We start from the raw sequence: 19,393 nt of genomic DNA, 5'->3' as shown, positions 1-19,393 counted from the left end.
TATGCCGAGGATGCGCGCGGGCGGAAAAGCGTCGCGCCTGCGCTCAGGACGCGAGCGCGACCGCGCCGGCGGCTTCGCGGCTGAAGTGCAGCAGGCGGCCGCGGAAGGGGGCGATGTCGCCTTCGTCGAGCCGCCGGCGCTGCTCCTGCCAGGCGTAGCCTTGCGCCGCCATCGTCCGCGCGAACGCGGCGCTGTTGCCGCGCCCCGGATCGGCGATCACCACCTCGGCGCTCGGCTTGGCGTGGCGCGCGATCAGCTGCGCGAGCAGCGCGGCATGGCCGCGCTCGTACAGCACGTCGCTGCCGATGATCAGGTCGAAGCGGCCCAGCGTCGTGTCCGGCACGGCCCAGGGCAGGTCGCGGTAGGCGAGCGCCGCCAGCCCGTTGAGCGCGGCGTTGTGGGCGAGGAAGCTTCCGGCGAGCGGATGGTGGTCGCTGGCGACGACCTCGGCGCCGCGGCGCTGCAGCACCAGGCTGGAGAGGCCCAGCCCGCAGCCGACCTCGAGGATGCGCTTGCCGGCGATGTCGATCGCGTCCATCGCCTCGGCCAGCATCCGCCCGGCCGGCCACGGTTGCCCGAACAGGCACCATTGCGCGGAGGAGATGCCGGCGCGTTCGGCCGCGCCGTCGGGGTCGGCGAACTGCTGGCGGTCCAGCAGCGCGCGCAGGCGATAGTCGTGGCCGCCGATGCGGCAGACGAGCTGGCGGGTGGCGTAGCCCGGCATGGGCGCTTCGCTCCGGTGAGGGGCACGGCTCCGGCCTGCGGAGCGACGAGGCGTGAAGGGAGCGAAGCGGGCGGGCCCAAGGCGCCGCGCGAAACGCGCGAGACGACGTGGCCGCCATCCTACACCTTCCCTGGCCGTGCGGGCGCCGCGCGGCGCGCCCGCTTCAGGGAGGCGCCAGCCTAGGGCGGGGGATCGGCCGCCCGCAGCCGCGCCGCCCGCGCGCGCCAGGTCCGCGCGGTCTGCGGCTTGACGAACAGCGAGACCACGTCCGGATGGCTGCGCCGCACTTCGGCCTCGATGCGGTCGACGCAGGCCTCGATCTGCGGCGTGGTCAGGGCGTCCTCGAACTCGGCGCTGAGCGCCGCCGCGACCGAGTTCGGTCCCAGCTGCACGGTCAGCACGCCGTTGGCGCGGCGCACCCCGGGATCGGCGGCGGCGATGCGCAGGATCGCGTCGCGCACGCGCGGGTGCGCCGCCTCGCCGAGCAGCAGCCCCTTGGTCTCGCGCGCCAGCAGCATCGATGCGGCCGCCAGCACCAGGGCGATGCCGAGCGAGGCGTAGCCGTCGAAGCGCGGATCGCCGGTCGCGTGCGCGGCGGCGACGCCCGCCAGCGCGATCAGCAACCCGAGCAGCGCCGCGGTGTCCTCGAACAGCACGGTGAAGGTGCTGGCGTCCTTGCTGGCGCGGAACGCCTCGAACCAGCCGAGCGCGCCCTTGCCCGCGCGGAAGGCGCGCATCGCCACCCACCAGGACGCGCCTTCGAACAGCAAGGACGCACCGAGCACCAGGTAGGCCACCCGCGGCCGCTCCATCGGCTCGGGCTCGCGCAGATGGGCGATGCCCTCGTAGAACGACACCCCGGCGCCGAGCGCGAACACCAGCAGCGCGACGATGAAGCTCCAGAAGTACACCTCGCGCCCGTAGCCGAACGGATGCGCGGCATCGGGCGGGCGCTCGGCGCGCTTCATTCCGTACAGCAGCAGGAGTTCGTTGCAGGTGTCGACCAGCGAGTGCACGCCCTCGCTGAGCATGGCCGAGCTGCCGGTCACGGCGGCGGCCGCGAACTTGGTCGCGGCGATCGCGGCGTTGCCGAGCAGCGCGGCGATCACCACCTTGCGGCTGCCTGCCTTCGCCATGGGTTCGTCGCGGGAGCGCCGGGCGGCGATGGTGGGGGCGCGGCGGTGAAGCGGATGTCGCAGCCCCGCCGCCGGCGCGGTAGCGGCCGTCGATGAGCGGTGCGAGGGCGGCCCGGTTCGTGCCGTCGCTGCTGTACCTCCCGGGTCGGTGTTGTCCGGCGTACCGGCGAACCGTCCGTCGGCCGGCCGCCGGCCCCGTCGGCCGCGCGGCGGGCGTATTCCGCGATGGACTGCGCGTTTTCCGCGACGCGTTTCACGTGGCGCTCACCCGGCCTGCACGCGCATAAACGCGGGCTATCGCTGCCATCGGATCAAACGATTTCCCGCCGGTTCAGGGCCGGCCTAGGCTCGGCTGGGCCCTGCGCGCAGGGCCGGCGGCACGTCATCCATCGGTTCGAGGGAGAAGGACGATGAGACAGCAGCGAATCCCGCGGCTCCGGCCGCTGTGGCTGTGTTGTGTTGCGGTGCTGGGGGTGTCCGGACTGGCATGGGCGGCCGATCCGCCGACCAGCTACATGCCGGTGGTGATCAAGGAAACGTTCGAAGCGATCAAGGCGCGGATGGAGCGGCAGAAGCCGGAGGTGATGCGGCGCCAGCGCAGCCTGCTGGAGGAGCGGTACGACCTCTCCGACAGGCCCGCCCCCGGCGTGGCCATGAGCAGGGGCAAGCCGGTGCAGGGCGGGGTGCGGGTGCGCCTGCCGCGCGGCGTCACCTGGGACCAACTGGCGGCGATGACGCCGGAGCAGATCCGCGAGCGCGGCCTGTTCCCGAAGGGCTTCCTGCCGCTGCCGCACCCGAACCATGCCGAGGGCGGCATGGTGTTCCCGCAGTTCCACATCGATGCGCTCAAGCGCGCCGAGCAGCGCGACCTGACCCGCTTCGACCTGGACTTCGACCTGCCGGACCACTTCCTGCCCGAGTTCCCGGCGCCGATCTTCCTGACCACCCGGCCGGACTTGGGCGACGTCTCGAAGGGCCAGCTGGTCACGATCAACAACTACTACGAGCTGTTCAACGGCGTGCTCAACCCCAAGCAGCTCGAGGGCCTGCGCCTGCTGGTCACGCCGTTCCCGCAACAGCAGTTCAACCAGACCGAGGACCGCCGCTCGGCGCTGCCCAGCCGCGGCGTGGCCTGCCTGGACTGCCACAGCAACAGCCACACCGTCGCCGCGACCCACCTGGTCGGCGACATCCGCCCGCAGCAGTTCCGCCACCGCATCGACACGCCGACCCTGCGCGGGGTCAACATCCAGCGCCTGTTCGGCTCGCAGCGGGCGCTGAAGACGGTGGAGGACTTCACCGAGTTCGAGCAGCGCGCCGCGTACTTCGACGGCGACCCGGTGATCGCGGTGAAGAAGGGCATCAACATCCTCGACCGCGGCCACCAGGTGCACGCGATGGGCGAATTCCAGGCGATCCTGGACTTCCCGCCGGCGCCGAAGCTCGACGTGTTCGGCCGGCTCGACCCGGCCAAGGCGACCGAGTCGGAGAAGCGCGGCGAGGCGCTGTTCTTCGGCAAGGCGCAGTGCTCCAGCTGCCACGCGCCGCCGTACTACACCGACAACCTGATGCACAACCTGCGCGTGGAGCGGTTCTTCAAGCCGCAGATGGTCAACGGCCGCTTCGCCAGCGCCGACGGCCCGATCAAGACCTTCCCGCTGCGCGGCATCAAGGACTCGCCGCCGTACCTGCACGACGGCCGCCTGCTGACGCTGGAGGATACGGTCGAGTTCTTCAACCTGGTGCTGCAGACCCGGTTGAACGAACAGGAGAAGCAGGACCTGGTGGCGTTCATGCGCCAGCTGTGAGCCGGAACGCGGCCGCGCGGGCGCCGCGCGGCCGCGTGGCCGCGCGCCGGTGCGCGATGCGGCGTCGGATCGCGCCGGCGCGCACGGGCGAAGAACCGCGCACGCGCCGTGCCGCGGCCCGGCACCGTGCCTCGTCCGCCGCCCCTCACGGCGCCCTAACGCCACGCCGAAAAGAGTAGGCCCGGTCCTTTCGCATTCGCGGGGTGTTCGATGAGCCGGTACCGCATCGCCCTGGTCGTGGGCAGCCTGCGCCGCGATTCGTTCAACCGGAAACTGGCGCAGGCGCTGCTCCGGCTGGCGCCGCCCGACTTCGAGTTCCAGCGCGTCGAGATCGGCGACCTGCCGCTGTACAACCAGGACGACGACGGCCACCCGGCCGAGCCGGTGAAGCGGCTCAAGCGCGAGATCGGCGAGGCGCAGGGGCTGCTGTTCGTCACCCCGGAATACAACCGTTCGGTTCCCGGCGTGCTCAAGAACGCGCTCGACCACGGCTCGCGCCCGTACGGGCAGAACGCCTGGGCCGGCAAGCCGGCCGGGATCATCGGCGTGTCGGTCGGCGCGATCGGCACGGCGCTCGCGCAGCAGCACCTGCGCAACATGCTGGCCTACCTCGACGTGCCGACGATGGGGCAGCCGGAGGCTTTCCTGCATGCGAAGGAGGGGCTGTTCGACGCCGATGGCGGCATCGGCGAGGGCAGCCGGGCCTTCGTGCAGGGCTGGATGGACCGCTACGCCGACTGGGTGCGCAAGCACGCCGGTTGAGCGGCGGCTTCACCGTTCCCGCCGCCGCCGCGTGCTAACGTGCCCGGCACACGGGATCGGGAGGTGTCGCATGCCACGCTTCTTCCGCAGTCTTCGCTGCCTTGCCGTGGCCCCGCTGCTGCTGCTCGCCGCCTGCGCGACCGGGCCACGGGTGCGCACCGACATGGACCCGGAAGCGGACTTCTCCCGCTACCGCAGCTGGGCCTTCTACCAGCCGCTGGCGATGGAGGAGTCGGGCTACACCAGCTACCTCACCGAGCGCATCCGCGCCGCGGTGCGCCGCGAGATGACCGCGCGCGGCTACGTCCACGACGAGCGCTCGCCCGACCTGCGGATCAACTTCCAGGGCGTGGTGCGCGAGAAGACCGACGTCTACACGGTGCCGCGCACCGACATCCAGTACTTCTACAGCTACCGCGCGCGCACCTACGTCGGCGTGCCGGTGTGGTACGACGAGGCCCAGGTCAGCCACTACCGCGAGGGCACGCTGACCCTCGACGTGGTCGACGCGGCGCGCAACCGGCTGGTGTGGACCGGCGACGCGATCGGCCGGGTGGTGCAGCGCACCCCGCAGGAGCGCGCCGAGGCCGCCGATCAGGCGGTGGCGGCGATCTTCGCCCGCTACCCGTTCCGGGCCGGAGGCGCCGCGCCGGCCGCGCCGGTGCGTTGAGCCTACGCGGGCGCGCGACGCATCGTTCCAGCGGATCCGGCTTCGGGATCGACGTGGGCGCCTAGAATGGCCCGCGCCGGCGACGGTGCAAGCGGCGGCTCCGTGCGCGTCCGCCTGGCGCCGCCGGCCCCGACGCCGCGGCCCAGCGAACGGCGCGGCATCCAGTTGCGGCCTACTCGGCAGCGCCCGTGGCCCCGGCCGCGCGAACGCCGCGCGCCCGGGAATCCCGGGGCTGCGCTGCGCAGGGGCGAGCGCGCCACATTCGAATCGGAGATCGCATGCAGTTGGACGCCTACTTCGAACGGATCGGCTACCGCGGTGCCGCAAGAGCCGACCTGGACACGCTGCGCGACATCGTGCTCCGCCACGCGACCTCCATCCCGTTCGAGAATCTGGACCCGTTCCTGGGCCGGCCGGTGAGCCTGGCGCCGGAGGATCTGGAGCGCAAGCTGGTGCGGGAGGGCCGCGGCGGCTACTGCTTCGAGCACAACCTGCTGCTGATGCGGGTGTTGCGCACGCTGGGCTTCGAGGCGAGCGGCCTGGCGGCGCGGGTGCTGTGGATGCGCGACGAAGCCGAGCTGACCCTGCGCAGCCACATGCTGCTGCGGGTCGTCGTCGATGGCGCCGACTGGCTGGCCGACGTCGGCTTCGGCGGCATGACCCCGACCGGCGTGCTCGCGCTGCAGGAGGGAATTGAGCAGGCCACGCCGCACGAGCCGTTCCGCCTGCGGCGCCGCGACGGCGACTGGTGGCTGCAGGGGCAGGTGCGCGGGCAATGGCGGACGCTGTACCGGTTCGACCTGCAGCCGCAGCATCCGCTCGACTACGAGATGCCGAACCATTACGTCTCCACCCATCCGGCCTCGCATTTCGTCCATGGCCTCAGCGCCGCGCTGCCGCGCGAGGACGGCCGCCTGGCGCTGCGCGACCGCGAGCTGAGCTTCCATCCGCGCGAGGGCGAGACCCGCAAGCGCCTGCTGGGCGATGCCGCCGAACTGCGGGCCGTGCTGGAGGGCGAGTTCGGCCTGCGGCTTCCCGATACGCCGCAACTGGAAGGACGATTACAAGGGGTGTTCGCGCGCTAGCGCACGCGCGACGCCGGCGGCGGATAATGGAAGCCCGTTCCCTGCCGCGCTTGCCGCCATGCCCGCATCGCCGCCGCTGAGGCTCCCGCCCGACCAGCAAGCGGCGCTCGAAGCCGCGTACGCGACGCCGCCGCGCGCCTACCACGACTACCGCCACGTGCAGGCGGTGCTGCGCCACTACGGCGATGTCGCCGAAGGCCCCGGCTGGGAGCGGCCGGCCGAAGCGTACCTGGCCGTGCTCTACCACGACGCGGTGTACGAGCCCGGCCGCAGCGACAACGAGACCCGCTCGGCCGAGCTCGCCGTCGCCCACGTCGCGCGCTGGCTGCCGCAGGCGGCCGTGGACGCCGGGCGCGTGGCGGAGCTGATCGGGCTGACCGCGCGCCACGGCCGCCTGGCGCCGGGGCAGGTCGACCGCGACGCGGCGCTGTTCCTGGATTGCGACATGGCCATCCTCGGCGCGGCGCCCGCCGAATTCGACGCCTACGACCGCGCCATCGCCGCCGAGTACCGCGGCCGCGTGCCCGCCTGGCTGTACCGTCTGAACCGCCGCCGCTTCTTCAAGGGCCTGCTCGCGCGCGAGCGGATCTTCCTCAGCGACTTCTTCCACGAGCGCTACGACGCGCAGGCGCGGCGCAACCTGCGGCGGGCGGTGACGGAGAAGCATTGACCGCCGCCCGCGGCGCCTGTCACGGGCGCTGAACGCCCGCCGCGTAGCATCCGGAGGACGACCGAACCCGTCGCGGCGATCGCGCGGTCCGCCGATCGCCGCTTGCGCGGCCCCGTGCCGCCGGCGCCGCGCGGAGGAGGCCTGCATGGGCTTCCGCCTGGCCTCGCCGGCGTTCGAGCACGGCGCGCCCATCCCGAACGGCACACCTGCGACGGCGACGACTGCTCGCCGCCGCTGGCGTGGCCCGGGGCGCCGCGACGCACGCGCGGCCTCGCCCCGGTCGTCGAGCACCCCGACGCGCCCGATCCGGCCGCGCCGCAGCGGGTCCGGGCCATTGGGAGCTATACGGGCTGCCGCCGGAAGCCTTCGGGCTGCCGGAGGGCGTGCGCCGCGACGACCTGCCCGCCGGCACCCGCGAAGGCTTCAACGACTGGACGCAGCCCGGCTACCGCGGGCCATGTCCGCCGGCCGGCCGCCACCGCCACTTCTTCCGCCTGTACGCGCTCGACACCGAACCGCCGGGCCTCGGCCAGCCGGACAAGGCGCGGCGGGCCGAGGCGATCAAGGGCCGCGTGATCGGGCAGGCGGAACGGGCCGGCACCTGCGAGCGCGGCCAGGCGTCGGGTCCGGCCGCGCACGGCCGCCTGCGCGTGCCCGCGGCGAGCCGCGGCGTCCTCAGACGTTGACCGAGCTCATCGACGCGGCCGGGTAGCGGGTGCCGGCGACCTCGAACCGGGCCAGCACCTCGTCGATGCGCGCCAGCTCCTCCGTACTCAGGTCGATCAGCGCCGCCTGCGCGTTCTCGTCGAGGCGCGACGCCTTGCGCGTGCCGGGGATCGGCACGATGTCCTCGCCGCGGTGCAGCAGCCAAGCCAGCGCCAGTTGCGCCGGCGTGCGGCCGCGGGCGCGGGCGATCCCGGACACGGCCTCGACCAGGGCGCGGTTGCGTTCGGCGTTGTCTCCCTGGAAGCGCGGGTTGTGCCGGCGCCAGTCGCTCTCCGGCAGCGTTTCGGCGCTGGGAATGGCGCCGGTGAGGAAGCCGCGGCCGAGCGGGCTGTAGGCGACGAAGCCGATGCCGAGCTCGCGGCAGGTCGGCAGGATTTCGTCCTCGACGTCGCGCGTCCACAGCGAGTACTCGGTCTGCAGCGCGGCGATCGGGTGCACCGCGGCGGCGCGGCGAATCGTCGCCGCGGAGGCCTCGGACAGGCCCAGATGGCGCACCTTGCCGGCCTCGACCAGGCGCTTCATCGCGCCGACGGTGTCCTCGATCGGCACCTTGGGGTCCACGCGATGCTGGTAGTACAGGTCGATGTGGTCCACGCCCAGGCGCTGCAGGCTGGCGTCGCAGGCGGCGAGCACGTATTCCGGGCGGCCGTCGATGCCGAGGAAGTCGCCGTTGGGCGCGCGCACGTTGCCGAACTTGGTCGCCAGCACCACCTCGTCGCGGCGCGTCTTCAGCACCTTGGCGAGCAGGCGCTCGTTCTCGCCCACGCCGTACATGTCGGCGGTGTCGAGGAAGTTCACGCCGATGTCGAGCGCGTGGTTCAGCACGGCAAGGTTGGCGGCCTCCTCGCTCGGGCCGTAGAAGTCGGACATGCCCATGCAGCCCAGGCCGATCGCGGAAACGGCGAGGCCGTCGCGGCCGAGGGTGCGGCGGGGGAGGGACGTCGTGCTCATGGTCGTGCTCCGGAAGAGGGGAAGGGAGGCGGCGCCCGCGCGGGTCGGCGGCGCGTTTCGCGCGGGTGGCGGCGGGCGCGACGCCGGCCCGGGGACGGGCGACCCGAAAAAGACGCGCCCCGGCGAACGGAGGGAGGAAGCGCAAGGCACGAGGCGCGGCGACGCGTTCGGGCCGCATGCCCAGGTTAGTCCGGATGCGCGCCGGGCGTTAGACCATTGCTCGCCGATCCTTGCCCGATCCTGCATCGCCTCGCTCGGTCGGCCGCCGCGGCCCTCGAACAGCCCCGGCGCGAGGCTCCTGCCGCGCAGGGCAGGCGGCTGGCGGGCCGGGCGAACGCGCGATGCCGACGAGACGCCCGTCCCGTGCCGCCGCCGTCAGAGCGCGTGCCCGAACGTGCTGTACACCATCAGCACCACCTTGCCGCGTCCGTGGCCGTTCTCGACGTCGCGATGGGCGATGGCCGCATACGCCAGCGGGTAGATGTCGCGCACGTGGATGCGCAACCGGCCGGCCTCGTGCAGCGCGGCCAGCTCCTCCAGGCGCTCGCGGCTGCGCCGGCTGCGGATGCCGCGCACGCCGAGGCGCTGCACGTCCTCGAACGCGACCAGGGTGCCGATGCGGTCGCGGTCGATGCCGAGCGCGATCGAGGCGTCGAGCGCGCCGCGCCCGCTGGCATCCAGGGCCGCGTCCACGCCCTTGGGCGCGAGCGCGCGCACCCGCTCGTCCAGGCCGGGGCCGTACAGCACCGGCTCGGCGCCGAGCGAACGCAGATAGTCGTGGTTCTCGCGGCTGGCGGTGCCGATCACGCGGGCGCCGCGCAGCCGCGCCAACTGCACCGCGACCGTGCCGACGCCTCCGGCCGCCGCATGCACCAGCACGGTGTCGCCCGGCCCGATGCCGAGCTCCTCGACCGCGGTGTGCGCGGTCTGCCCGGACGCGGACAGCGCACCGGCCACCGCCCAGGACATGCCCAGCGGCTTGCGCACGATCTGCGCCGCCGGCACCGTCAGCGCCTCCGCATAGGCGCGCGCGGTGGTCCAGCCCAGCACCTCGTCGCCGGGGGCGAACCCGCGCACGCCGTCGCCGACCTGGTCGATCACGCCGGCGAACTCGTTGCCGAGCTGGCGCGGGAACGGCTCCAGGCCGATGCCGCGTTGCGCGAACCAGCCGCTGCGGGTGGCGCAATCGGCCGGCTGCACGCCGGCGGCGCGCACCCGCACCCGCACCTCGCCGGCGCCGGCCTGCGGCATCGGCAGCTCGGCCAGGCGCAGCACGTCGGGCGGCCCGTAGTCGTCGAACACCACCGCCTGCATGGTGTCGGCCGCCTGTACGGACTGCAGGTGGCCTTCGCGTGCGTTCCTCGTGTCCATGATCATGCTCCGGAAGAAGGTGGGTTTGAGCGGCGGTTCGGGCTACGCCGGGCGCTGCGCGGCGGCGCGAGCAGGGCGGGCACCGCGTCGCCGCGCTTTCGCGCGCATGCCGGAACGTGCGCGACGGCGAGCCGGCCGATCGCCCGGGCCGCAGCGTCGAGCGCGCCGAGCGGCCAGGCGCGGGCCCGCGGCGGGGCAGCGGCTCGGCTGCGGCGGGACGGTCCCGGGCAAGGCGCGCCTCGGCGTCGGGAGGGAGGAGGCGGGCTGCGGGGCGTGGCGGCGCGTCCGCCCGCACGCCCAGGCTCGTCCCGCGTCGCACCGAGGCGCTAGGCCGATGCTCGCCGATCCTTGCCCGATGCTCCGATGGCTTCGCTCCCGTCCGGGGCGGCACGCGGGCTCGCGGCAGCGGCCACCGGGGCAGCGCGCCGCGCGGCCCGTGCTCGCCGGAGACCGTGGCTCGCACGGCGCGCGTCGCCCGGGCGGGCGGCCGGTCGCGTGCGCGTGCGTTGCTCCTGTCCATCGGTCGTGGCCTTGACTTCGAAACCGGCCGCGAGCATAAGACCTCGAGTTAACTCGAGGTCAAGCGATGCGCTGCGAGGACGAACTGAGCGTCGGGCAGGTGGCCGAGCGCAGCGGCGTGAACGTGTCGGCGCTGCACTTCTACGAGAGCAGGGGCCTGATCCGCAGCCGCCGCACCGCGGGCAACCAGCGCCGCTACCCGCGCGACACGCTGCGCCGGATCGCGGTGATCCGCGCCGCGCAGCGCGTCGGGCTGCCGCTGGCGGCGATCCGCGACGCGCTGGCGGCGCTGCCGGAGGGGCGCACGCCCACGCGCAAGGACTGGTCGCGGCTGTCGGCGGCCTGGCGCGAGGAGCTGGACGCGCGCATCCTGCAGCTGCAGCGGCTGCGCGACACCCTCGACGACTGCATCGGCTGCGGTTGCCTGTCGCTGCAGCGCTGCCGCCTGGCCAACCCCGGCGATGCGCTGGGCGCGCACGGGCCCGGGGCGCAACGCTGGGAGAGCGGCGAAGGCTGACGGCGGCCGCGGGGGATCCCGAACCGGCCGTGGATCGATGCGGACGAGGAACTCGGTCGCGAATGGCCGTCGTCGTCCGCTTTGCGCCGTCGCGCCGCGCCGCGCGCGGGGCGAAAAAGCCCGGCATCGCGCGCCAGGCGGGCCGATGCGGGCGATCACGGAAGTGTCATCAAGCGGCCGGGGCCGCGGGTTAGGCTTGCCGGCATGGACCTCCTGATGCTGTCGGACGTGTACTTTCCGCGGGTCAACGGCGTATCGACCTCGATCCGCACCTTCGCCCGCGCGCTGGCGGGCAAGGGCCATGCCGTCACCGTGGTCGCGCCGGACTACGGCCCCGACAGCGGCCAGGAAAGGCACGACGGGCAGGGCGAGTTCGAACTCGTCCGCCTGCCGGCGCGGGTGGTGTTCTTCGACCCCGAGGACCGGCTGATCCGCGCGCCGGACGCGCGCCGCGCGCTCGATGCGCTCGCACGCCGGCGCTGGGACGCGATCCACATCCACACGCCGTTCCGCGCCCATGCGATGGGCCTGCGCCTGGCGCGGCGCGCCGGTGCGCCGACGGTCGAGACCTACCACACCTACTTCGAGGAATACGTCGGCCACTACCTGCCGTGGCTGCCGGCGCCGGCCACGCGCTTCTTCGCCCGCCGCGCCTCGCGCTGGCTGTGCGACGCGGTCGATCACCTGGTGGTGCCGAGCGAACAGATGGCCCAGGTGCTGCAGCGCTACGGCGTGCGCACGCCGGCGTCGGTGATCCCGACCGGCATCGACCTGGCCGAGTTCGCCGGCGGCGATGGCGCCCGCTTCCGCGCCAAGCACGGCATCGAGCCCGACCGGCCGACGCTGGTCACGGTGAGCCGCCTGTCGGCGGAGAAGAACATCGCCTTCCTGCTGGAGGTGGTGCGGCGCCTGCGCGAGCCGTTCCCGCGCCTGCTGTTCCTGATCGCCGGCGAAGGCCCGGACGCGCCGCGGCTGCGGCGGCTGGTCGCGGAATGGGGCCTGGACGGGCACGTGCGCTTCTTCGGCAATCTCGACCGCCGCACCGAACTGCTCGACGCCTACCGCGCCGGCGACGCGTTCGTGTTCGCCTCGCCGACCGAAACCCAGGGGCTGGTGCTGATCGAAGCGATGGCGCTGGGCGTGCCGATCGTCTCCACCGCGGTGATGGGCACGGCGACGGTGCTGCGCGAGGCGCGCAGCGCGCTGGTCGCCGAGGCCGACGTCGACGCGTTCGCGGGCCAGGTCGCCCGGCTGCTGCGCTCGCCGGAATTGCGCGCGGAACTGGCCGCCCACGGTCCGCGCGACGCGCAGGCGTGGGGCGGCGAGCGGATGGCCGCGCGCATGGAGGCGTTGTACGCGGGGCTGGCGCGCGGCGCGCCGGCGACGGCGAGGGCCGAAGGCGCAAGGTGACCGGTTCGGCAGTGTCGCACCGCCGCGATTGCCAAGCCGGCGGCGGCGCGCTTATAAGGACGTGGTGCGGCATCAGGGGGCGCACGCTCTCGCCGTCCCGGGCTTCGGCTCCGGGACGTTCATGGAATGAATGCGGAGGTCCCGATGTCCGCGTACACCAACGATTCTTCCCCGAACGGCCGCGGCGCGCGCGGCCGCGTCCCCGCGCCGCATCCGCTGAGCGCCGGCATCGCCGCGTTGTTGCGCTGCGGGCTCGGCGCCGCCGGCGGCCTGCTGCTGTGCCTGCCGCTGGCGGCGCGCGCCGGTTGCGACCTGCACGCGCCCGCCGCGGGCCAGGTCGTCACCTGCGATGCCGCGGCGCCCAATCCGGACACGACCGCGGTGCAGGCCGAGGCGGGCAGCAGCGGGGTGCGGGTCGAGCTGCTGCCCGGCGCCGCGCTCGAGGTCGCCGGCGGCGCGGCGGTTTCGCTCGCCGACGCCAGCGCGGTCGCCAACGCCGGCCGCATCGCCGCCAGCGCGGATGCGGTCGTCGCCAGCGGCTTCGCCACGGTGGACAACGCCGCGGGGGGCGCGATCTCCAGCGCGTCCGGGCACGGCCTGAACCTGCTCGGCGGCGGCAGGGTGAACAACGACGGCGACATCGCCGCGGCCGGCACCGGCGTGCTGTTCGGCGGCAACGCCGCGAGCACGCTGGTCAATCGCGGCACCATCGCCGGCAGCGTCGGCGTGGCCTTCGGCACGGGCGACGATCGCCTCGACATGCTGGGCGGCTCGATTTCCGGCGCGGTGCGGCAGGACGCCGGCGCGGACGCGCTGGACCTGGTGGACGGCAGCCTGGACGAGGTGGACCAGGGCGAAGGCGACGACCGGTTGGTCGTGTCCGGGGGGCGCATCGCCGGCGGCGTCCAGCAGGGCGGCGGCGTCGACGATTTCCGCATGACCGGCGGCGAGATCGGCTCGCTGCTGCAGGGCGACGGCCTGGACACCTTCTTCATGGGCGACGGCCGCATCGTCGGCGCGTTCGAGGACGGCGACTCGGCGGTGATGACCGGCGGCCGCATCGGCCGGGTCAACATGAAGCTGGACGACAATCTGTTCGACATGTCCGGCGGCACCATCGACGGCAACCTGGTCACCGGCTTCGGCAACGACACCATCCTCCTGTCCGAGGGCTACATCGGCGGCAACATCAGCGTCAGCGGCGGCACCGACCGGGTCGAGATCACCGGCGGCACGGTGCGCGGCGACGTGCTGCTGAGCTTCGGCGACGACCGTTTCCTGTGGGACGGCGGCGGCATCGTCTACGGCGCCGTCGAGCTGGCCGAAGACAACGACAGCGCGGTGCTGCGCAACCTGCACACCGGCAACCTCGGGGCGATGCCGGCGTTGCGCGGCGGCGGCGGCGACGACAGCCTGGTCCTGGAGAACGTGCTCAGCGACGGCGTCGCGCGCTTCGCCGAGTGGGAGACGGTGGACGTGCGCGGCGGCTCGCAGTTGACCTTCGACGGCACGCTGCTGCTGGGCGACGCCGAGAGCGGCACCGGCACTTTGAACCTCGCCGCGGACAGCACGCTGTACGGCGGCGGCCAGGCCGGCGGCGTGGCCGCGTTCGCCGCGGGGCAGCTGGCGCGGTTCAACAATGCCGGACGCATCGATCTGACCAACGGCGGCGGCCAGCCGGGAGACATCTTCACCGTCGCCGGCCACTACGTCGGCGACAACGCCACCGTGCTGTTGAATACCGTGCTGGGCGGCGACGGCTCGGCTTCGGACAAGCTGGTGATCTCGGGCGGCACCGCCAGCGGAGCCACTGGACTGAGCGTCCTCAACGCCGGCGGCGCCGGCGCGGCGACGCTGCAGGACGGCATCCTCGTGGTCGAGGCGGTGAACGGCGCGACCACCGCCGCCGGCGCCTTCGCGCTGTACGCGCCGGTCGCGGTCGGCGCGTTCGAATACTTCCTGTTCAAGGGCGGGGTCAGCGCAGGCAGCGCCGAGAACTGGTATCTGCGCTCGACCTTGGTGACGACGCCGCAGCCGTCGGCGCCGGCGCCGGCGCCGAACTCGGTCGCGCCTCCTGCCGCGCCGCCGCAGCCGCAGCCGCCAGCCGCGCTGCCGCCGGATCCGCCGGCCATGCCGCCCGCACCGCCACCGCCCGAAGAAGGCGCCACGACGCCGCCGCCGAATCAGCCCGAACCGGAAGCGCCGCCCCCGCCCCCGGTGCCGCCGTCGGCGCAGGCGCCCGATCCGGCGCCGCCCGCCCCGGAGGTGCCGGACGAGCCCGCATCCTTGCCGGCTTCGCCGTTGGCCACGCCGCCCACCCCCGGCGCCACGCCGGCCAGCGGCGAGGTGATCCCGCTGTACCGGATCGAGGCGCCCACGTATGCCGTGGTACCGCCGGTCGCGCACGAACTGGCGTTGACCGCGCTCGGTACCTTCCACGAGCGTCAGGGCGAACAGGCCTTGCTGACCGGCCAGGGCGGCGCGCCCGCAGCCTGGGCGCGCGCGCTCGGCCGGAACACCGAACAGAGCTGGCGCGGCACCGTCGCGCCGGCCTTCGACGGCACGCTCTGGGGCGTGCAGCTCGGCCTCGATCTGTACGCGCACGAGGCCGAGGACGGTCGCCGCGACCGCTTCGGCCTGTTCCTCGGCCAGGCGCGCGCGGATGGCGACGTGCGCGGCTTCGCCCTGGGCTGGAACAACGTTGCGGTCGGCGACATGGAACTGGACGACAAGCACGTCGGCCTGTACTGGACCCGGGTCGGGGCCCGGGGCGGCTACGTCGACGCGGTCCTGCTCGGCGCGCGCTACGACGGCGAGGCGCGTTCCGGCCGTGGCCTCGGCATCGACCTGGAGGGCGACGGCCTGTCGGCGTCGCTGGAAGTCGGCTATCCGATTGCCTGGAGGAACGGCGGGCGTTGGGCGCTGGAGCCGCAGGCGCAGCTGGTCTGGCAGCGGATCGATTTCGACGACCGGCGCGACCTGTTCTCCGGCGTGGCCTTCGACAGCGACGACGCCCTGATCGGCCGCGTCGGCCTGCGCCTGGCAGGCCATTACGAAAGCGCGCGCGGCCTGCTGCAGCCTTACCTGAAGGCCAACCTCTGGCACGGCTTCGGTGGCCAGGACCGGCTCGACTTCGACGGCAACGTGGTCGTCGGCGAGCAGGCGTTCAACGCGTTCGAGTTCGGTGGCGGCGTGGTCGCGCGCTTCAATGCGCATTTCAGCGTGTATCTGGTCGGCGACTACACCGTCGACCTCGACGACGCCGGCGAGGACCGGGAGAGCGTGGAAGGCAACCTCGGCATGAGGTTCGCGTGGTGAGCGCCGCATGACCGCGCCGCCGCTGCGGCGCGGGCCGGCTCGCGACGTGCCTGGCGAGGACGGCCGCGCGCCGGCGGCGGACCCGGCGCCGGCCGGGCGCGGCGGCGCATGGCCGCGCCGGCTCGGCCACGCCGCGCTGCTGGGCACGCTCGCGTTCGCGCTCGGGGTGCTGGCGCTGCACGCGCTGCGTCCCGAATTGCCGTGGCGGCTGGCGCCGCTGAGCTTCTACCTGGCCGGTCCGTACGGCGCCTGGCTCAAGGCGGCGTATTGCGCGTTGGCGCTGGCGCTGGCGGCGCTCGGGCTCGGCTGCTACGCGGTCTCGACGCCGCAACGGCGCAGCGCCGCGCCGGCCGTGCTGTTCGTCGCCGGCGCGGCGGCGCTGGTCACCACCGCGCTCGCGCACACCTACCTGCCCGGGCAGCCGCCGACCATCGAGCAGTTCGTGCATAGCGTCTCGGCGCAGGCGGCGTTCCTGTGCACCACGGTGGCGATGCTGCTGCAGGCCTGGCGCTTCCGTGCCGATCCGGTCTGGCGCGGGCGCTTCGTTCCCGCGTTCGTCCTGGCCGCGCTGTGTTTCGTGGCGATGTGGGTGCATGCGCTATGGCGCGAGCTGCCGCGCGGACTGGGCCAGAAGGCGGTGGTGGCCGCGATCTGGCTGTGGCTGGCGCTGGCCGCGCTGTGGCTGCGCCGGGCGGGGCGGCAGCGCGACGCCGCGGCCGCCCCGGAACGCGAACCGCGTTGATGGGTTTTTAGCGAACGGCGCCTACAATGCGCCGATGACGTTGAACATCGCCGCCTACCGCTTCGTCGCCATCGAAGCGCCCGCGACGCTCGCCGACCGGATCCGCGCCTGGGCCGAGGCCGGCGCGCTGCGCGGCACCGTGCTGATCGCGCCGGAGGGCCTCAACCTGTTCCTCGCCGGCGCGGACGCGGCCGTCCACGGATTCCTCGCGCGCCTGCGCGAGGATCCGCGCTTCGCCGCGATGCCGGTCAAGTACAGCCGCAGCCGGTCGCAGCCGTTCGCGCGGCTGAAGGTCAAGGTCAAGCCGGAGATCATCAGCTTCCGCCGCGACAACGCCTCGCCGCTGGCGGCGCGCGCGCCGGCGGTCGCGCCGGGCGAACTGGCGCGCTGGCTCGACCAGGGGCACGACGACGCCGGCCGGCCGGTGCTGCTGCTGGATACGCGCAACCGCGAGGAGGTCGGCTACGGCACCTTCGCCGGCGCGCTGACCCTGCCGATCGACAATTTCGCCGACCTGCCCGACGCGCTGCAGCCGCACCGCGAGGCGCTGCGCGACGCCACCGTGGTCGGCTTCTGCACCGGCGGCATCCGCTGCGAGAAGGCCGCGCTGTGGATGCGCGCGGAAGGCCTCGGCGACGTGCTGCAGCTGGACGGCGGCATCCTCGGCTATTTCGAGCAGGTCGGCGGCCGCCACTACCGCGGCCGCTGCTTCGTCTTCGATGCGCGGATCGCGCTCGACCCGCAACTGCAGCCGCTGCTGGACGACGCGGCCTGACGCGCCGCCGGGACGCGGCTTCCCCTTCACGCTACCGAGAAACGCGATGATCGAACCCAGCAAGACCCGCCGTCTGCCGTCGTCGTTGGCATCGTCCCTGCTGCTCGCGGCCCTGGTCGCCGCCTGCCAGCAGCAGACCCCGGCCAACAGCGCGCCGCCGCCGGGGATCACCGCGCCGGCGCCGCCGGCCAATCCGCAGCCGGACGTGAACATCGCCCCGACCGAGCGCGCCTCGCCGCCGGTGCTGAAGGCCGAGGCGCTGGGCGAGTTCGAGCCGGGCAATCCGGTGGCGAGCGCGATCACCGGCAAGCTCGACATCCAGGACACCGAACTGCGCGGCGAGAACGGCGCCAGCTTCACCACCGAACGCGTCGCCATCGTCAAGGGCAGCGACGAGTACTCGGCCGGCGCCACCTATGCGCAGGCGCTGCAGATCGACGCCGGGCAACCGGTCGAACTGCGCCGGGTGTTGCAGGAAACGCCGCCGACGGCGACGCCGGCGAACGCGATCTGCGGCGGCGACCGCGCCGGCTACATCGCGCTGGCCAAGGTCGAGGAAGGCGGCGACGAGGTGGTGCGGCTGATGGGCCTGAAGGGCACCGACCTGCCGGCGGCGAAGGCCAGCGGCATCGCCCTGTGCGCGATCGCGATGTACCTCAAGCCGGCCGGCGCCCGAACCGCGAACGCGGGCAAGCGCGGCTAGGTCGCGGGGGCGCCGGCGGGCCGGCGCCCGGTGCCCGCGCTTGGGCCGGGAAGCCGCTCGCCGCGGCGTCGGCTTCGGAGGTTTCGCCCGGAAGGCTCGGGCCGTCCTGCGCTGGGCCGCGCGCGGTCGAGCCGCGCAACCGGGGCCGGGGCCGCGGGACGGGCGGAACCGTCGTCGCGCAAGCGGCGCCCGCCGGGCCCGCTCGAGCCGCGTCGGCTACGCGCTCGCAGGCGCCGATCGGTGCCCGCGCAGCCAGGCCACGGCGCCGCGGCCGGCGCGCAGGCCGCTGGCGTAGCAGGCGGTGAGCAGGTAGCCGCCGGTGGGCGCTTCCCAGTCGAGCATCTCGCCGGCGCAGAACGTGCCCGGCAGCGCCTTCAGCATCAGCCGCTCGTCGAGCGCTTCCAGGCGTACGCCGCCGGCGCTGCTGATCGCCTCGGCCAAGGGCCGCGGCCGCCGCAGGCGCAGGGGCAGGCGCTTGATCGCCTGCGCCGCGCGCTGCGGATCCTGCAGGGCCGCGCCGCCGCAGACCTCGCGCAGCAGCGCGGCCTTCGCCGCACCCAGGCCGGTCTGCCGGCGCAGGTGTTCGCCGAGGCTGCGGCCGTTGCGCGGCCTGGCCAGGTCGCGTTGCAGGCGTTCCACGTCGCGGCCCGGCGCCAGGTCCAGCGTCAGCACGGCCTCGCCGGCGGCCGCGATGGCGTCGCGCAACATCGCCGACAGCGCATAGACCAGGCTGCCCTCCACGCCGGTGGCGGTGGCGACGCATTCGCCCTGCAGCGACCGCTCGCGCCCGTCGGCGTCGCGCCAGTGCGCGACCACCGGCTTCAACGGCGCGCCGGCGTGGCGTTCGGCGAAATGCGCGCTCCAGCCGACGTCGAAGCCGCAGTTCGCCGGGACGAGCGGGGCGACGTCGACCCCGCGTGCGCGCAGCAGGTCCTGCCAGGCGCCGTCGGAACCGAGCTGCGGCCAGCTGCCGCCACCCAGCGCCAGCACCGTCGCCCCGGCGCGAACGCGGCGCTCGCCTTCGGGCGCGGCCAGGCGCAACGCGCCGTCCTCGTCCCAGCCAAGCCAGCGGTGATGGACGTGGAAGCGCACGCCCTGGTCGCGCAGCCGCCTGACCCAGCCGCGCAGCAGCGGCGCGGCCTTGCGGTCGAGCGGGAACACGCGTCCGGAGCTGCCGACGAAGGTCTCCACGCCCAGGCTGCGGGCCCATTCGCGCAGCGCGCCGGCATCGAAGTCGTCGAGCCAGGCGCCGACCTCGCGCGCGCGTTCGCGGTAGCGCGCGTCGAACCCCGGGCGCGGTTCGCCGTGGGTGAGATTGAGGCCGCCCTTGCCGGCGATCAGGAACTTGCGCCCGACCGAGCCCTTGCCCTCGAACAGATCGACCTCGACCCCCGCCGCGCGCGCGGCCTCGGCCGCCATCAGGCCGGCGGGGCCGCCGCCGACGACGGCGAGCTGGGCGGTGGCGGGCGTGGGGCTGGACATGCGCGTGGTGCGGACCCGGTGTCC

Annotated in this window: 17 protein-coding genes and 1 pseudogene; 13 read left to right on the top strand and 5 right to left on the bottom strand. The window is 74.0% G+C overall.

Annotated features, from left to right (window positions below; genetic code table 11):
* Positions 1 to 43: 43 nt before the first annotated feature.
* Together EDC50_RS05565 and EDC50_RS05560 are read right to left on the bottom strand one after the other, a co-directional pair.
* Positions 44 to 724: a class I SAM-dependent methyltransferase gene (locus EDC50_RS05565; RefSeq protein ID WP_123769427.1), complete on the bottom strand. Its 681-nt coding sequence runs from the start codon at positions 722 to 724 to the stop codon at positions 44 to 46.
* Positions 725 to 903: 179 nt separating this feature from the next.
* On the bottom strand, positions 904 to 1,860 hold the full coding sequence (locus EDC50_RS05560; RefSeq protein ID WP_123769426.1) for a cation diffusion facilitator family transporter: 957 nt from the start codon (positions 1,858 to 1,860) through the stop codon (positions 904 to 906).
* Positions 1,861 to 2,270: 410 nt separating this feature from the next.
* On the opposite strand from EDC50_RS05560, the gene EDC50_RS05555 reads away from it, so the two are divergent.
* From EDC50_RS05555 to EDC50_RS05530, 7 genes and pseudogenes are all read left to right on the top strand, one after another.
* Positions 2,271 to 3,668 carry a cytochrome B6 gene (locus EDC50_RS05555; RefSeq protein WP_123769425.1) on the top strand — a complete coding sequence of 466 codons (1,398 nt, stop codon included), beginning with the start codon at positions 2,271 to 2,273 and terminating at the stop codon, positions 3,666 to 3,668.
* Between the two features lie 210 nt (positions 3,669 to 3,878).
* Positions 3,879 to 4,430: an NADPH-dependent FMN reductase gene (locus tag EDC50_RS05550; protein ID WP_123769424.1), complete on the top strand. Its 552-nt coding sequence runs from the start codon at positions 3,879 to 3,881 to the stop codon at positions 4,428 to 4,430.
* A 106-nt stretch (positions 4,431 to 4,536) separates the two neighbouring features.
* On the top strand, positions 4,537 to 5,100 hold the full coding sequence (locus tag EDC50_RS05545; protein WP_242003040.1) for a DUF4136 domain-containing protein: 564 nt from the start codon (positions 4,537 to 4,539) through the stop codon (positions 5,098 to 5,100).
* 278 nt (positions 5,101 to 5,378) lie between these two features.
* A complete protein-coding gene (locus EDC50_RS05540; RefSeq protein ID WP_242003041.1) occupies positions 5,379 to 6,185 on the top strand; it encodes an arylamine N-acetyltransferase family protein in 807 nt (268 codons plus the stop codon).
* Positions 6,186 to 6,243: 58 nt separating this feature from the next.
* Positions 6,244 to 6,855 carry an HD domain-containing protein gene (locus tag EDC50_RS05535; RefSeq protein ID WP_123769422.1) on the top strand — a complete coding sequence of 204 codons (612 nt, stop codon included), beginning with the start codon at positions 6,244 to 6,246 and terminating at the stop codon, positions 6,853 to 6,855.
* A 114-nt stretch (positions 6,856 to 6,969) separates the two neighbouring features.
* Positions 6,970 to 7,152, top strand: a pseudogene (locus tag EDC50_RS16865) (hypothetical protein); the annotation flags it as partial.
* Entirely contained in the window at positions 7,095 to 7,541 is a 447-nt protein-coding gene (locus EDC50_RS05530; RefSeq protein WP_199742102.1) for a YbhB/YbcL family Raf kinase inhibitor-like protein, read from the top strand. The pseudogene EDC50_RS16865 and the gene EDC50_RS05530, both read left to right, overlap by 58 nt.
* Here EDC50_RS05530 and EDC50_RS05525 read toward each other — a convergent pair.
* Positions 7,531 to 8,532: an aldo/keto reductase gene (locus tag EDC50_RS05525; RefSeq protein ID WP_123769421.1), complete on the bottom strand. Its 1,002-nt coding sequence runs from the start codon at positions 8,530 to 8,532 to the stop codon at positions 7,531 to 7,533. The two genes, EDC50_RS05530 and EDC50_RS05525, sit on opposite strands and share 11 nt — an antisense overlap.
* A 375-nt stretch (positions 8,533 to 8,907) precedes the next feature.
* Positions 8,908 to 9,903 (bottom strand): NADP-dependent oxidoreductase, encoded by a 996-nt coding sequence (locus EDC50_RS05520; protein ID WP_199742103.1) that lies wholly within the window; start codon positions 9,901 to 9,903, stop codon positions 8,908 to 8,910.
* A gap of 586 nt (positions 9,904 to 10,489) precedes the next feature.
* On the opposite strand from EDC50_RS05520, the gene soxR reads away from it, so the two are divergent.
* The 6 genes from soxR to EDC50_RS05490 all read left to right on the top strand — a co-directional run bounded on the left by soxR (position 10,490) and on the right by EDC50_RS05490 (position 17,887).
* Positions 10,490 to 10,939 carry a redox-sensitive transcriptional activator SoxR gene (gene soxR / locus EDC50_RS05515; protein ID WP_123769420.1) on the top strand — a complete coding sequence of 150 codons (450 nt, stop codon included), beginning with the start codon at positions 10,490 to 10,492 and terminating at the stop codon, positions 10,937 to 10,939.
* Between the two features lie 204 nt (positions 10,940 to 11,143).
* Complete coding sequence (locus tag EDC50_RS05510) at positions 11,144 to 12,349, top strand: glycosyltransferase (RefSeq protein WP_123769419.1); 1,206 nt, start codon at positions 11,144 to 11,146, stop codon at positions 12,347 to 12,349.
* 144 nt (positions 12,350 to 12,493) lie between these two features.
* Positions 12,494 to 15,667 (top strand): autotransporter family protein, encoded by a 3,174-nt coding sequence (locus EDC50_RS05505; RefSeq protein WP_123769418.1) that lies wholly within the window; start codon positions 12,494 to 12,496, stop codon positions 15,665 to 15,667.
* Between the two features lie 7 nt (positions 15,668 to 15,674).
* Positions 15,675 to 16,409 (top strand): DUF998 domain-containing protein, encoded by a 735-nt coding sequence (locus EDC50_RS05500; protein WP_123769417.1) that lies wholly within the window; start codon positions 15,675 to 15,677, stop codon positions 16,407 to 16,409.
* Between the two features lie 34 nt (positions 16,410 to 16,443).
* Complete coding sequence (locus EDC50_RS05495) at positions 16,444 to 17,184, top strand: sulfurtransferase (protein ID WP_123769416.1); 741 nt, start codon at positions 16,444 to 16,446, stop codon at positions 17,182 to 17,184.
* 46 nt (positions 17,185 to 17,230) lie between these two features.
* Complete coding sequence (locus EDC50_RS05490) at positions 17,231 to 17,887, top strand: hypothetical protein (protein ID WP_123769415.1); 657 nt, start codon at positions 17,231 to 17,233, stop codon at positions 17,885 to 17,887.
* Positions 17,888 to 18,103: 216 nt separating this feature from the next.
* Here EDC50_RS05490 and EDC50_RS05485 read toward each other — a convergent pair whose 3' ends face one another.
* Entirely contained in the window at positions 18,104 to 19,369 is a 1,266-nt protein-coding gene (locus EDC50_RS05485; RefSeq protein WP_123769414.1) for a TIGR03862 family flavoprotein, read from the bottom strand.
* Positions 19,370 to 19,393 lie beyond the last annotated feature (24 nt).

It is taken from the genome of Vulcaniibacterium tengchongense (assembly GCF_003814555.1).
Classification (GTDB): domain Bacteria; phylum Pseudomonadota; class Gammaproteobacteria; order Xanthomonadales; family Xanthomonadaceae; genus Vulcaniibacterium; species Vulcaniibacterium tengchongense.
This window is presented reverse-complemented; position numbering and strand designations above follow the sequence as displayed.

Excerpts from the sequence above, each read along its gene's own strand:
- EDC50_RS05565 (WP_123769427.1), bottom strand. The coding sequence starts at position 724 with ATGCCGGGCTACGCCACCCGCCAGCTCGTCTGCCGCATCGGCGGCCAC.
- EDC50_RS05560 (WP_123769426.1), bottom strand. The coding sequence starts at position 1,860 with ATGGCGAAGGCAGGCAGCCGCAAGGTGGTGATCGCCGCGCTGCTCGGC.
- EDC50_RS05555 (WP_123769425.1), top strand. The coding sequence starts at position 2,271 with ATGAGACAGCAGCGAATCCCGCGGCTCCGGCCGCTGTGGCTGTGTTGT.
- EDC50_RS05550 (WP_123769424.1), top strand. The coding sequence starts at position 3,879 with ATGAGCCGGTACCGCATCGCCCTGGTCGTGGGCAGCCTGCGCCGCGAT.
- EDC50_RS05540 (WP_242003041.1), top strand. The coding sequence starts at position 5,379 with ATGCAGTTGGACGCCTACTTCGAACGGATCGGCTACCGCGGTGCCGCA.
- EDC50_RS05535 (WP_123769422.1), top strand. The coding sequence starts at position 6,244 with ATGCCCGCATCGCCGCCGCTGAGGCTCCCGCCCGACCAGCAAGCGGCG.
- EDC50_RS05525 (WP_123769421.1), bottom strand. The coding sequence starts at position 8,532 with ATGAGCACGACGTCCCTCCCCCGCCGCACCCTCGGCCGCGACGGCCTC.
- EDC50_RS05520 (WP_199742103.1), bottom strand. The coding sequence starts at position 9,903 with ATGGACACGAGGAACGCACGCGAAGGCCACCTGCAGTCCGTACAGGCG.
- soxR (WP_123769420.1), top strand. The coding sequence starts at position 10,490 with ATGCGCTGCGAGGACGAACTGAGCGTCGGGCAGGTGGCCGAGCGCAGC.
- EDC50_RS05510 (WP_123769419.1), top strand. The coding sequence starts at position 11,144 with ATGGACCTCCTGATGCTGTCGGACGTGTACTTTCCGCGGGTCAACGGC.
- EDC50_RS05505 (WP_123769418.1), top strand. The coding sequence starts at position 12,494 with ATGTCCGCGTACACCAACGATTCTTCCCCGAACGGCCGCGGCGCGCGC.
- EDC50_RS05500 (WP_123769417.1), top strand. The coding sequence starts at position 15,675 with ATGACCGCGCCGCCGCTGCGGCGCGGGCCGGCTCGCGACGTGCCTGGC.
- EDC50_RS05495 (WP_123769416.1), top strand. The coding sequence starts at position 16,444 with ATGACGTTGAACATCGCCGCCTACCGCTTCGTCGCCATCGAAGCGCCC.
- EDC50_RS05490 (WP_123769415.1), top strand. The coding sequence starts at position 17,231 with ATGATCGAACCCAGCAAGACCCGCCGTCTGCCGTCGTCGTTGGCATCG.
- EDC50_RS05485 (WP_123769414.1), bottom strand. The coding sequence starts at position 19,369 with ATGTCCAGCCCCACGCCCGCCACCGCCCAGCTCGCCGTCGTCGGCGGC.